The sequence below is a fragment of the Larkinella bovis genome (assembly GCF_042655385.1).
Classification (GTDB): domain Bacteria; phylum Bacteroidota; class Bacteroidia; order Cytophagales; family Spirosomataceae; genus Larkinella; species Larkinella bovis.
On sequence record NZ_JBHSMA010000002.1, the window covers coordinates 772,827 to 785,458 of the forward strand.

Consider the following 12,632-nt stretch of genomic DNA (forward strand, 5'->3'; position numbering starts at 1 on the left):
ACGGGTCAGTGGATTAGTCGGAAATCCGCTGACTCAGGGAAACAGACGAATCGACTTTTTTTGCGCGTTGCCCGATACAGGCTCTTGCCGATCGGGTCTCATCCGTTCAAACGGGATATAGAAGACGTTTGGGGGCATTCCGTTTCTAAACGGCAGGGGCAGCCGCCGTGGTGCAGTCATTTTCCGCCCATTGGGTTGGCGGCTTCCAGGGCAAATCAGAAAAATTACGCTAGCGTGCGTTGTCGCAGCTCTTCGGGGGACTTCCCTTCCGTCCGAAAACTTATGGTCATGTCAGGTTCTGGCAACTATCTGATAAATAGGTCGGTAGTGGCGATTACGGCGGGTAATGTACAAGAAAAACCGGGGTTTCAAAAGAAAATTCGAATCCGTTTCGTAAGCGTTCGTTAGCCCTGGCGAAATGGGTGGAAAAGAAGGGGTCAATCCCCTTTGGCTTCCCGTTCCAATTGTTGGTAAGCCGTCGAGAACGCTTCACCCTGAGCAACAGCCTCGGCGAGTTTCCGCAAACCCGGTCGCCCAACCAGGGCGAGCCAGCGCGAAACCTCACGTCCGGCGGTCATATAGGCCAGCATTACCCGGTCCGTATCGCCGGCGAAAAAATCCCGCAGGGAAGCCAGTTCGGACAGGTCTAAAACCGTCTGCTGGCCGCGCGACTGCTGTTGCCAGTGATCCTGAAATTCTTCGAACCGACGCAGGCTGTCCGTTGCGGTGGTAAACCGCTGATCGATCATCAGGGCCAGTCCTTCGTTGAACCATTGTGGAATCTGCCGCTGCGTTTTCAGCCATCCCAGCCGGGTAAAGAGTTCGTCATGACACATCTCGTGGGCCAGTACATCCGGGTTCCGGCCGTACGGATTGATGATGATCCAGGAATCGCCCCAGGGCGTGCCGAGGCTGCACCCGGCGCCTTCGCCGTCCTGACAGTACTGCTCGTACTGCTCGGGGGTCTGGCAATAAACGATTGTAGCGTGGCTGTGGATGGGCTTATTCCATAATAGTTCCAGCCGTTTCCGGGCCTCATTAATCTCAAAGAGTAAATAGACGCGCTGACGATCCGGCGTATCTTTGGCCACCCAGACCTGGGGGGCAATGGATTGAAAACCGGCGGTATGCTCCAGGAAAACACAACGGACAATCTGTGGAAAAGCCGCAAAAAACGCCAGGGGTAAAATCAGCAGAAAAAGCAGTAAACGAACAGACCAGCGCATCAGACTCAGGAAATCAGATAAAGATAGGGGACAGTGGCCGGTTTACGGTTTTCGTTTGTTTAATGGGGGTAGTTTGCTAAAATCAGTTCGGCGACCTGCCGGCCGGTTTGCATGGCTGCGTTGAGCGACGGATAGGCGGTTTGGTCCCCGCACTGGTACAGCCCTTCCGCTACTTTGAGGGCCGAATGCCGGGCGTCGGGTAGGTACTCGGGCAGCGCTTCCGGCAGGTGGTAGGTTCGGAGCCAGTGCCAGTGGTCGACTTCAGCACCAAACCAGCCCGACAGTTCTTTGCGAATCCGATCCGCCAGTGCTTTTTCGTTGACCGCTTCCAGCCCCTGCGTACTCACCGAAATGAGCGCCTGCCCGTCGGGGGCGTAGGAAGGGGCCACATCGCTGAGAACGGCCAGATTATGAACGGCCGACTGCCGATTGGCATTCAGTAACAGCAGCTTTTCCGATTTGCTGCGGGTGGGTTTTGGCGCTTGGGGGGCCGTAAAGTAGGTATTGGTTGTGTGGGTAAACGTGCGTTCGGGTTGCTCCGAACCCAGTAAGCGATTGGCGGCTGAGGCATCGACGGCCAAAACGATCACGTCGGCCGGTACGGTTTCGCCGTTTTCCAGGTAAAGAGTATGGCCCAGGATTTGCTGAACCGCCGACCGAAACCGGATGCGGGATGGATGTAACCGGCTGGCTAACTGCTGCGGAATGGCTTCCATCCCGGCCGCCGGAAGGGCCGCGTCGCCTTCGTAGAAATGATGAAAGCAGAACTGGAAAAAATTGCTGGACGTCAGCAGGGCATCTTCCAGAAAAATACCGCCAAAAAAGGGACGGAAAAATAACTCGATGATCTGGTCCGAAAAACCGAATGTTTCGAGAAAGGCTTCGGTGCTCGTGGGGGCCTGGTGAAAAAACTCGTTGGTCGATAGCCCACTGACCTGCCGCATCAATTCGATCACCCGCACCTTATCGCTGAAGGTACCCACCCCGGACGATAGGGTTTGAAACAGGCTCGACGGTTCGCGGAGCGGATTGATAAACGGCATCCAGCGGCCGGTCGGGTCGTGAATCAGGGCCCCCGGCCGAAACCGCTGCAGATCGAGCGCACCATAATCCAATAATCGCCGGGTTTCGGGATACGCCGTCAGCAGAATTTGAAAACCGCGATCGAGCCGAAAGCCGTTGACCTGATCGGTGCGGATTCGTCCGCCAACCCCGTCGGATGCTTCCAGTAGAGTGGCTTCGATTCCGGCCTGGCGGAGGTAAACAGCGCAGGTCAGGCCAGCCATGCCTGCTCCCACAATAACGACGGATGGGGTGGATTGCATCGGTTTTCGGTTCTATTTATTGCAAAAATACAGCTTCCGGAATTGGTTGCTTACTTTTGATCGTTAGTTTATTATCGCATGAGATTACTCGTTCTGGATAATATTGATTCGTTCACCTATATGCTGGTGGATTACCTGAAGCAGGCCGGTGCCAGCTGCCGGGTCCTTCGAAATACGGTTTCGTTCGACCGGATTACGGCAGAATCGTACGATGGTGTGGTTTTGTCGCCCGGCCCCGGAACACCCCGTCAGGCCGGTTGTCTGCTCCAGTTGATAGACCATTACCACCAGCAACTGCCGATGTTGGGTGTTTGTTTAGGACACCAGGCGCTGGGCGAGTACTTCGGGGGGCGTTTGGAGAAAGCGGCCAAACCCATGCACGGGAAAGTATCCGTTGTCCGGAAGCTGGTGGACGATCCGTTAGTCGCCGGTTTACCCGACGAGTTTACGGTAACGCGGTATCATTCCCTGGTGATGGCCGGTTTGCCCGACACACTGGTGGCGCTGGCGGCAACGTCAACCGGTGAAAACATGTCCCTGCGCCACCGCGTTTTACCGTTATGGGGCATCCAGTTTCACCCGGAAGCCGTATTGACCCAATACGGATTAGAAATATTAAAAAATTGGATTACCTTTGTGAAAACGACTAAATAACGTCTCTTTAGTTGTATTTTTCCAATATTTCTACGACAAAACCAAGACCGCTATGAACTATCATGTTCGGAAAGAAGGTAACTTCCGCTACATTGACGAAGGACAAGGCGACGTATTGCTTTTACTTCATGGATTATTTGGCGCACTGAGCAACTGGGATGGCGTCATTAATACGTTTGCTGATCGGTACCGGGTAGTGATTCCGGTGATGCCCATTTATGAGATGCCGATTCGGGAAGCCGGTTTAGAAGGGTTGGTCGAGTTCATAGAAGGCTTTCTGGCGTATAAAAAATTGGATAACCTGACCTTGTTGGGTAATTCCCTGGGTGGTCACGTGGGCTTGCTGTTCACGCTGAAGCACCCGGATATGGTGAAGCGGCTCGTGCTGACGGGCAGCTCGGGCCTGTTTGAAAACTCGATGGGCGGTTCGTATCCGAAACGGGGCAGTTACGATTACATCGCCGAGCGCGTTGCCTATACCTTCTACGATCCGAAAGTGGCGACCAAAGAACTCATCGACGAAGTCTTCGAAATTACGAACAGCATTCCCAAATGCCTGCGGATTGTGGCCATCGCCAAGTCGGCGCAGCGGAACAATGTGGCAAAGGAAATTCAGCGCATTACGGTTCCGACCCTACTGATCTGGGGCCTGAACGACACCATTACTCCCCCCGAGGTAGCCCAAGAATTTAACCGCTTGATTCCGAACTCCGAATTGCACTTTATTGATAAATGCTGTCATGCTCCGATGATGGAGCACCCCGACCGGTTCAACAGTTTGCTGACCGACTGGCTGGAGAAACAACCCCTGACTGAAACCAGTCGGCAGAGTGATCTGACCGTTGCCTGAAGGCAGGAAAGAAATTTCCGGAAAGATTTTGAAACTCTAACGGAAATTTCTTAGTTTTCAGCAGTACTGTTTTCCAATACCGTAGCGGGAGGAACTTTCGAGGCTGTTCGATGCGAGTTGGACGAAAAACAGTGAACGGCTTAGTAAACAACCTACACCGATGCTGGCTTCCGAACTGATTGACCCGATGATACCGGCCCTGAAGCCGACGGATACCGTTGGTCAGGCGCTCGACTGGATGCAGGAACACCGCGTCGGCCAGCTGGCAATTGTGGACCAGGGCCAGTATAAGGGCCTGGTCAATGAAGACCTGCTGATGGATGTGCCTGATGATACCCACCAGCTCAGTGAGGTGATGCGGCTTTTTGAGCATCTGTCGGTCCACGAAAATCAACACTTGTACGAACTGCTGAGTCTTATTACCGAACACCGGTTGCAGGTGCTGGCGGTGGTGAACGATGAACAGGAGTTTGTCGGCACGGTTTCTGCCAACGAGCTGCTCAAGCAATTTGCGCAATTGCTGGGCGTTCAGGAAGCGGGAGCCATCTTAATTCTCTCCATCAACGAACGGGATTATTCAATGGCCGAAATCAGCCGGCTGGTCGAATCGAACAACGTTCGGATTATCAGCAGCTACTTTGCCGGAGCCGCCTACGGGATGCCCGACAAATCGCGGCTTACGCTGAAACTCAACCGCAAGGACATCACTCCGGTGGTGGCCACGCTCGAACGGTTTGGGTATACCATCGAAGCCGCCTTTGCCAATACACCCATTGAAACCATCGATCAGGGACGACTCGATCTCCTGCTTCGATACCTGGATTCGTAAATTACCCCTAAATCCGCTTTCAGTGCATGTCAGATATTGGACTTTTCTTCCATCTTTGCAATTCTGACTGACGAACTGACTGACGGTTTTATGAAAATTGCGATTCACGGACGTAACATTGTCGAAGAGGCTTCCCCCTTTATACAGTCCATGTTTGATGAGTTGTCGCGTCGGCAAATCGAAGTTCAGCTCTCCGAAGTGTATCGTTCGTTTTTGGATTCCGCCGGTATTTTTCACCACTCGACGCTTACCTATACATCCTACCGGAATATCTTCGATGCCGATTTTGCGTTCAGCCTCGGGGGCGACGGCACCCTGCTGGAAGTATTGACGCATGCCGGGCCGCGCGGGATTCCAATTGTCGGCATTAACATTGGACGGCTGGGCTTTCTGACCACGATTTCACCCGAAAAACCGGAATCCTTTCCGGGCTTATTGCAGGCGCTGGCGGTCGGCAATTATCGGCTCGACGAACGGGCGCTGATTAATTTGCAGTCCGATGAGGATTTGTTCGAGGGCGTTCCGTTTGGGCTGAATGACGTGACGATCACGAAAACCGAGACGTCGTCGATGATCACCGTCCACACCTACCTCAACGGTGATTTTCTGAATTCCTACTGGGCCGACGGGCTGATTATCTCGACCGCAACCGGATCAACCGGTTACTCACTGAGTTGTGGAGGCCCCCTGTTGCTGCCGCACAACAGCAATTTTATTGTAACACCGATCAGTCCCCATAACCTGAACGTCCGGCCGATGGTCGTTCCTGACTCGGCGCAGTTGTCGTTCGAGGTCGAAAGCCGGAGTAATACGTTTCTGGTGTCGGTCGATTCCCGGTTTCGTACCGTCAATACCGGCACGCGTCTGGGCGTTCGGAAAGAAAATTTTGTGGCACGACTTGTGAAGATGAGTGATGATACATTCCTGAACACCCTCCGGAGCAAACTGAACTGGGGCTGGGACATTCGAAATTAAATACCGGATCGACTGAAAAAATAGTGCAACCGCTGCGATAAGCGGTATTTTTGCGGTATTCAACAGAACAGTTTATGCAACGACCCAATAAAATACCAAACGAACGCGTTTCTGAGGAGAAGCTTTGCTAAACTAGTCAAGCTTTGGGTCGATGAATCAGCAGCTCCGGTTTGCCGGCGCGGTAGTAAGCAAAGAAATATGAAGAATAACCTACTGATTACCAGTTTGATAGCTGCGGCCTGTTTGGCGCTGCAACCGGTTGATGGACAGGCTCAAAACGGACGAAATCCGTTTGTTCCGTATTCGGAAGTGGGATTGGGGCTGGGGACGTCCAGTTATTACGGAGAAATCGCCGGTTACCGCAAACCCCTTAAATCGACTTTCCTGATGATGCGGTGGAATGCCGCAGCGATGTATACCCGGCACTTCACACCCCGTCTTGCGGCCCGGGCTTCCTTCACCTGGGCGCGGATTGCGGGGGATGATTATACCTACAACCGCAAGGATTTGAATTCCGGCATCATTCAATACGTTCGTAACCTCCACTTTCGGAACGACCTGAAAGAGTTTGCGTTGAGCGGAATTTACCAGTTTGTACCGGATGGCCGGAATTCCAACTTCCGGGCGAAATTAACTCCCTACCTTACCCTGGGGCTGGCGGCTGTGGCCCACAGCCCGGAAGCCCGTACGCCGGTCGGTTTCGGGACCACGCCCGACGATACCGAGCAGCGCTGGGTCAAACTGCAACCACTCGGCACCGAAGGACAGGGGCAAAATGGCGTAAAACCGTATTCGCTGATGACCCTGGCGATTCCGGTCGGTTTTGGGGTAAAATATGCCTTGAACGAACGGTTTGGGCTGGGAGCTGAAATCAATTACCGGTATACATTCACTGATTACCTGGATGATGCGGGGGGCGCCTATCCCGATCCGACGATCCTGAAAGACGATCTGGCGCGTGTGATGGCTGACCGGCGCTTTGAGCCTATTGCCGCCCGGAAAGGGGGCGACCGGCTGGCTGAGTTACAGAGCTATCTGAATACGAATGATCCTTTCTCGGTCATCGGCGCTGATCCGGGGTATGCGACCCGGGGTGCCGCCGGGATTTTTAACGATGGGTACATGACCATCAGCTTGCAGCTTCATTACGTCCTGACGCCCAAGATTAAATGCCCACCGATCAAATAACGTACGCCTTGTTCTCTCCCTGTATTCGTTGGGTCCGGAAACCGGGGCGTGGTGTAGAAACGTTTTTCCGGCTGGCGATCGGTCTGGTCATCCTGATGGGTTCGGCCGCCCGCGCGCAATCGACCTGGGAGGTTGGTGCTGGATTGGGGGGGATGGTTTATAAAGGTGATCTGGCCCCGGAACTGATACCGGGAAACATCCGGCCGGCGGGCAACCTGCTCGTGCGTTACAACGTCAGCAAACCCTTTACGGTGCGTTTCAACGCCGGGATCGGGCAAATTGCCGGCAAGGACAGCCGGTTTAATGACCCGTTCCAGCAGGCGCGAAACCTTTCGTTCAAAACCGCCATCCGGGAGATGAATGTGCTGATGGAGTATAATTTCCGGAATTATACGACGCTGCGTAAGGTGAAAAACTGGACCCCCTACGTGTTTGGCGGGCTCGGGCTGTTCACCTTCAAACCGACTCCGCAGTGGGCCGGTTACCAGCGAAAATCGCTGTTTAACTTTCCGTTGGGGGTAGGATTCAAGTACGAATTCAAACGCCCCTGGAGTCTGGGCCTGGAGTTTGGAACCCGGTTTTCCGGTTCTGACTACCTCGACAATTTCGGCCCAAATACATTCGGAGGCACCAATAAGCTCCTGAATGGAAACCCCGATTCCAAGGATAGCTATACGTATATCGGGCTGACACTGACGCATACGTTCTACCGGATCGTCTGCCCGGAATAATCGTTGTTCAACGTTTTTTGCTTATTTTTCCTGCTTAATTGGAATACAACTATTGAGCGTGAAATCAGGATTTTGGGAAATTATGCGGTGGGTTGGCATCGTGAGTGCGTTGTGGATTGGCCTGTCAAATTCGGCTTCGTCGCAAACCATTGTCTCGGTCGGATCGGGCATTCCCCGGGTCGACTCGATGTGCCAGCAGTTCCAGCAACTGTATACTCAAATTCGGGAGGAAAGCCTGCTGCCGGATTCCGCCCGTAAAATCTTCAGTGACATCATGCTTGGCCTACGCGGCAAATTCCGCACCGCCGAACCTTTCCGGCTCGACAGTACCCGTCGCGACAGTCTGCTGCGTACGAATTATTTCTCGTTTCCCCTCCGGTATTATTCACCCGATGCCATCGGCGGAACACGGGGTGAAGGCTACCGCGCCAAAGGGTTTGATCTGTTCGATTACACGGTTCGGGGTAGCCACCCGGCCCAGGATATTTTTATCAAAGACCGGAACCAGGATTGCATAGACGATAATACCGACCAGCCCGCCGACGTGCTGGCCATGACGTCCGGTATCGTGCTGGCCATCGAAACCGCCTGGACACCGGGGCAGGAATACCGGGGAGGCAACTGGATCTGGATCTACGATCCGGTGCTCGATGGGCTTTGGTATTACGCCCATAACAATGCGGTGCTGGTTCGTCCGGGCGACTGGGTGCAGTCGGGTCAGAAAATCAGCGAAGTGGGCCGGACCGGATACAATGCCTATGCTGCCCGCTCCCCAACACACCTGCACATCATGTATCTGCAACTGCAGGCCGACGGTTTACCCCAGCCCCAAAATCCCTACGAATGGCTGCTCACCGCGCGCACGGTGAATTGAGAAAAGAAATATGAAAGAGTTAAGAATGAAGAGTTAGGAGTGAAGAGTGAAGAGTTAAAAAGCTTCGCTGTCCCGGCATGCGTCAGCCAACTCATAATTCATAACTCTCTTACCGTTCAATAATACATCGCTTCGCGGCCTTATTTCATCGGCTGTAGGTAGTAATTCATCGGCCTGGCGGGACTGTGTCCAGGGCCGACCGTGGTTGTGGCTAATTTTGAAGCAACAATCACAAACAACAACTACTTACTACCATGAAAAAAATCGTTTTAGCCCTCGTCACGCTCTTCGCGGTGTTCGGTTGCAAAGACCAAGAAGAAGTACAACCCCAAAATCGGGGTAATTACCTGATTTATACCAACCTGAACGGCTCAAAATTCGATCAGGTTGAAATCAGGCTGGACGGAAAAACCGTCGGGATGCTGTCGGAGTCTCTGGGAAATGCCGATTCTCCTTCCTGCGATACCAAGTCTTCCGCCCTCGTGCTGAATATCAGCCGGCCCGCAGGAAGCTATTCGTTTGATGCCATCGCTACCTTGAAGGGTAAAAAGGTAACTTCCTGGGCAACGTCCCTCCGGTTCGCTGATGGGGAGTGCCAGAAGCGTCGGCTGACTTCCGATTTGTAAGACGAGACAACGACAGGAATGCCATCATTGACAAGGTCGTGCCGCTCGGTACGGCCTTCTGTTTTTAACCCCTGTTGAATTATAGGACGTGATTCCCCGATTATGGGCGGTCAGAAGCCCTTTTCATCTGTTCAGGACGTGGGACATTGCGATACCGGCCCATCCTTCGTACCTTAACTGACAACACCAGCTGATCCACCCTCAAACCCGAAATGCCTGTTTATTACCACCGGCGGAAGAACCCGAATCGCGTCCGTTTCCTGGTCGGCCTGCTCCTTTTTTGCTGCTTTGGACAGGGAACCGCGCAACAGTTTTCGGATCGGACCTATGGAGTGTACGACGGGTTGTCTTACGTATACGTATCGGGGTTATACCAGGATCGGGTCGGCCGGATCTGGATCGGAACCTACTTTGGGTTGAATTTTTTCGATGGCGTCGCGCCGATTGTCAACCAGCGGCAGATACCGGCACTGCCTGATGGGGGCGATAACCTGACCGATTCGCCCGATGGGACGGTTTGGGCCTGCGCGGGAAACCGGCTGTTTCGGATGAATGACATCACATCGACGAGCCTGGCCATTCAGGAGTTTTCGGTCCATTACGGCCGTAAAGAACCCCAGCAGCAGGTTATCTTCATGACGGCCGATCACGAAAACCAGCTGTGGTTTTCGGCCCAAACCGGTCAGCACAACGTTGGAAAACGGTTGTATTGCTGGGTTAACGACCATATGGAAGATATGACCCGGCGGTATTTTACCGATCCGGAACAACGCTTTCGGGGCATCCTGACCGACTGGCCCAACCGCCGGATTTTGCTGCTGACCGACGACGGGCGGCTTTGGGAGCTGAAAAAAAACCGGTTGACGCTCCTGGTGGACCAGCAACCGCTGGACCGGTTGCTGAGTGATCCGGCGGGGCGGTTTTACGCCCTGGCGGGCACAACGGTGTATCGGATTGAAGACCAGACGATCAGTACGCTGTACGAGGTACCGGTGCCGGTTTCGGAACTGAGAGTTTGCGCGATGGGTCTTAATGGAGAACTGGCGTTTCAGAAAACCAAGGGGAATCGGGACGTTTGCTGGTACGATGGCAAAACCGTCACCAACTCCAACATCAGTTCCTCCCCGGCGAACCGTTTGCTGTTCGACCGGCGGGGCGATTTGTGGGTGGGTACATCGCATCACGGCCTGATCAACATCAAGATGAGCGGCTGGCAGTATTTCGATAAATCGGAAGGATGGACGGAAGAAACCAATAACGTGGCTGAGGACAAAAACGGTGTGGTCTGGTTTGGTTCCTGGGGGAATGGCCTGAGTCGTCTGGCCAACAACGTGATTGTTCCGGATCAGCGCTACCGCAAGGTAATGCCGGCCAATCATTTTCACCCATCGAGCCGGACCGATGCCGATGGCAATATTCTGATGGCAGGCGACCCGCAGGGGGGGATTTTGCGCTACGACGGCCAACAATATCAGGTTCTTCCCCATTCGGATACGCTGACGTTTCCGCTTGGCTTTTACGATGATGTTAAACGAAACCGGTATCTGGTAACCTCCAATTATAATCTCCTGGTTTACAATCGACAAACCCTGGCCTTGACGGAAGCGCTGCCGGTGCCGCCCGATCAGTACGAAAACATTGAAACCGATCAGTTCGGCCGGTTCTGGATTTGTGGATTGGAACGATCGTTGGTATGGGACGGAAAAAGCCGCATTTTTCGGCAGTTGACAGTTAAAAACAAAGGCTTGCCAACCCGGACGGTAGCCGACATCAAACGTGATAAACGCGGCAATCTGTGGCTGGCAACCGGGGAGGGACTCTGGTTTTATGATTACAAAACGTTCCGGCCAATTGCTGCTTCGTTCATCCAGCGCACCATCACCTATTGCCGGCCCCTCGGGCGTTATCTGATGGTCGGAACGCTGGAAGGTCTTTTTGTACTTGATATGGAGCGGTTTTACGAAACCGGGGAGGAGTGGATTGCCTACTTCGACCAGGAAAATGGGTTTCGGGGAAGCCAGTGCATTTTTAACGGCATTTTGCTCGACTCCCGGGGGCGCTTGTGGGTGGCAACCCGTGATCGGATGATGATGATTTCGGAAAAGCGCCTTTTCCAATTGTTAAAACCGGTTCCTGCGGGCATTCAGGCCTTTCGGGATATGCGATCGGGGCGGCTGATTAAGTCACCGTCGGGAAAATTATCGTTCAAGTCGAGCGAAAACGACCTGGAAGTGCAACTTCAGGCATCGAACGAGAAGAATCTGCTGGCCAACACGACGCACCAATACCGGCTGGAACGACTGGATGGCGACCCCACAACCCCGGAATGGTCGGAACCGTTCCGGAATAATTTCTTCACCCTGCAAAACCTGAGCGACGGTTCGTACCGGCTCACAATCCAGGCGGTGCGGGCAGAAGGCTTGTGGTGTACGCAACCTATCGTGCAGGAGTTTCAGATTGCCCCGCCCTGGTACGCCACCTGGTGGTTTCGGACCATGCTGATTATTCAGGTCGTGGGTACGTTGTTTTACGGGCGATTACGACAGAGCCGGGCCATTGCGAAACGACGATTGAAGCAACTCCAGATTCAGCGCCGAATGGCACAACTGGAGCTGGAAGCTTCCAATCGCGAGAAAAAAGAACTGGAAATCCGGCGCGAACTGGCCGAAGCGAGCCGAAAGCGGGCGTTACTGGAAGTGAAAGCCATTACGAACCAGATTGATCCGCATTTTGTCGCCAATTTCTTAACGGCCATTCAATCCATCACGTACGAAGCCGATCCTGATACGGTTGTCAGTTACCTGGCCAAATTCGGTTCGATTTTCCGGAATCAGCTCATGAGCCGCAGCCGGGTATTCTGGATGCTGCGCGAAGAGCTTGAATTTGTTGCAAATTACCTCGATCTGGAGCGCTTGCGGTTTGGGGATCGTATTACCTTCACCGTGACCGTGGCACCGGGCGTTCCGATGGATACCACGGTGCCGAAAATGCTGATTCAGGGGTATGTCTCCAACGCCATCAAACACGGGCTGGAACACAAAGCCGAAGGCGGAATTGTCATGGTGTCGGTTTCTGAATCGGTTGGTTGTCTGCGGATTAAAGTGGATGATAACGGGGTTGGGCTGGAGAAAGCCAAACAATACCGACGCCGAAGCACGGGCCGTGGGCTGAAGATTAACCAGGCGGTTTTAGACCAGTTGAATCAATACAACGCCTTGAAAAGTTCGCAACACATTACGGATCTGACCGATTCGGAGACGGGTGTTTCCGGCGTCCGGCAGGAGGCTGTTTTGCCCATACACCCGGTTTTGCCACCGGAGGAAAGTACTGTCGAACCCTGATTGTTAATGAGAA

At 53.5% G+C, this 12,632-nt stretch carries 11 protein-coding genes; 9 read left to right on the forward strand and 2 right to left on the reverse strand.

What is annotated here, in order from left to right; genetic code table 11:
* Nucleotides 1-437 precede the first annotated feature (437 nt).
* Both ACFPMF_RS10385 and ACFPMF_RS10390 read right to left on the reverse strand, forming a co-directional pair.
* Complete coding sequence (locus tag ACFPMF_RS10385) at nucleotides 438-1,226, reverse strand: hypothetical protein (protein WP_379844105.1); 789 nt, start codon at nucleotides 1,224-1,226, stop codon at nucleotides 438-440.
* Nucleotides 1,227-1,285: 59 nt separating this feature from the next.
* Nucleotides 1,286-2,551: an NAD(P)/FAD-dependent oxidoreductase gene (locus ACFPMF_RS10390; protein ID WP_379844108.1), complete on the reverse strand. Its 1,266-nt coding sequence runs from the start codon at nucleotides 2,549-2,551 to the stop codon at nucleotides 1,286-1,288.
* 78 nt (nucleotides 2,552-2,629) lie between these two features.
* Between ACFPMF_RS10390 and ACFPMF_RS10395 the strand changes: the two genes are divergently transcribed.
* The 9 genes from ACFPMF_RS10395 (at nucleotide 2,630) to ACFPMF_RS10435 (ending at nucleotide 12,619) form a co-directional block, all read left to right on the forward strand.
* The gene (locus ACFPMF_RS10395; protein ID WP_379844110.1) at nucleotides 2,630-3,205 is read left to right on the forward strand and encodes an anthranilate synthase component II; all 576 of its coding nucleotides are present in this window, start codon (nucleotides 2,630-2,632) and stop codon (nucleotides 3,203-3,205) included.
* A gap of 52 nt (nucleotides 3,206-3,257) precedes the next feature.
* The gene (locus tag ACFPMF_RS10400) at nucleotides 3,258-4,055 is read left to right on the forward strand and encodes an alpha/beta fold hydrolase (protein WP_379844113.1); all 798 of its coding nucleotides are present in this window, start codon (nucleotides 3,258-3,260) and stop codon (nucleotides 4,053-4,055) included.
* A 160-nt stretch (nucleotides 4,056-4,215) separates the two neighbouring features.
* Entirely contained in the window at nucleotides 4,216-4,884 is a 669-nt protein-coding gene (locus tag ACFPMF_RS10405; protein WP_379844116.1) for a CBS domain-containing protein, read from the forward strand.
* Nucleotides 4,885-4,974: 90 nt separating this feature from the next.
* Nucleotides 4,975-5,859, forward strand: coding sequence for an NAD kinase (locus tag ACFPMF_RS10410; RefSeq protein WP_379844119.1), 885 nt, complete (start codon nucleotides 4,975-4,977; stop codon nucleotides 5,857-5,859).
* A 198-nt stretch (nucleotides 5,860-6,057) separates the two neighbouring features.
* Nucleotides 6,058-7,047 carry a DUF6089 family protein gene (locus tag ACFPMF_RS10415; RefSeq protein ID WP_379844122.1) on the forward strand — a complete coding sequence of 330 codons (990 nt, stop codon included), beginning with the start codon at nucleotides 6,058-6,060 and terminating at the stop codon, nucleotides 7,045-7,047.
* On the forward strand, nucleotides 7,029-7,778 hold the full coding sequence (gene porG, locus ACFPMF_RS10420; RefSeq protein WP_379844124.1) for a type IX secretion system protein PorG: 750 nt from the start codon (nucleotides 7,029-7,031) through the stop codon (nucleotides 7,776-7,778). The genes ACFPMF_RS10415 and porG overlap by 19 nt, the downstream gene beginning before the upstream one ends.
* A gap of 82 nt (nucleotides 7,779-7,860) precedes the next feature.
* Nucleotides 7,861-8,652, forward strand: coding sequence for a M23 family metallopeptidase (locus ACFPMF_RS10425; RefSeq protein ID WP_379844589.1), 792 nt, complete (start codon nucleotides 7,861-7,863; stop codon nucleotides 8,650-8,652).
* Between the two features lie 254 nt (nucleotides 8,653-8,906).
* A complete protein-coding gene (locus tag ACFPMF_RS10430; protein WP_379844126.1) occupies nucleotides 8,907-9,278 on the forward strand; it encodes a hypothetical protein in 372 nt (123 codons plus the stop codon).
* Nucleotides 9,279-9,490: 212 nt separating this feature from the next.
* Nucleotides 9,491-12,619, forward strand: a complete 3,129-nt coding sequence (locus ACFPMF_RS10435; RefSeq protein WP_379844128.1) for a sensor histidine kinase — start codon at nucleotides 9,491-9,493, stop codon at nucleotides 12,617-12,619.
* Nucleotides 12,620-12,632: the final 13 nt, after the last annotated feature.

What these genes read in the sequence shown, in the direction of transcription:
- ACFPMF_RS10385 (WP_379844105.1), bottom strand. Translation starts at nt 1,226, where the DNA reads ATGCGCTGGTCTGTTCGTTTACTGCTTTTTCTGCTGATTTTACCCCTG.
- ACFPMF_RS10390 (WP_379844108.1), bottom strand. Translation starts at nt 2,551, where the DNA reads ATGCAATCCACCCCATCCGTCGTTATTGTGGGAGCAGGCATGGCTGGC.
- ACFPMF_RS10395 (WP_379844110.1), top strand. Translation starts at nt 2,630, where the DNA reads ATGAGATTACTCGTTCTGGATAATATTGATTCGTTCACCTATATGCTG.
- ACFPMF_RS10400 (WP_379844113.1), top strand. Translation starts at nt 3,258, where the DNA reads ATGAACTATCATGTTCGGAAAGAAGGTAACTTCCGCTACATTGACGAA.
- ACFPMF_RS10405 (WP_379844116.1), top strand. Translation starts at nt 4,216, where the DNA reads ATGCTGGCTTCCGAACTGATTGACCCGATGATACCGGCCCTGAAGCCG.
- ACFPMF_RS10410 (WP_379844119.1), top strand. Translation starts at nt 4,975, where the DNA reads ATGAAAATTGCGATTCACGGACGTAACATTGTCGAAGAGGCTTCCCCC.
- ACFPMF_RS10415 (WP_379844122.1), top strand. Translation starts at nt 6,058, where the DNA reads ATGAAGAATAACCTACTGATTACCAGTTTGATAGCTGCGGCCTGTTTG.
- porG (WP_379844124.1), top strand. Translation starts at nt 7,029, where the DNA reads ATGCCCACCGATCAAATAACGTACGCCTTGTTCTCTCCCTGTATTCGT.
- ACFPMF_RS10425 (WP_379844589.1), top strand. Translation starts at nt 7,861, where the DNA reads ATGCGGTGGGTTGGCATCGTGAGTGCGTTGTGGATTGGCCTGTCAAAT.
- ACFPMF_RS10430 (WP_379844126.1), top strand. Translation starts at nt 8,907, where the DNA reads ATGAAAAAAATCGTTTTAGCCCTCGTCACGCTCTTCGCGGTGTTCGGT.
- ACFPMF_RS10435 (WP_379844128.1), top strand. Translation starts at nt 9,491, where the DNA reads ATGCCTGTTTATTACCACCGGCGGAAGAACCCGAATCGCGTCCGTTTC.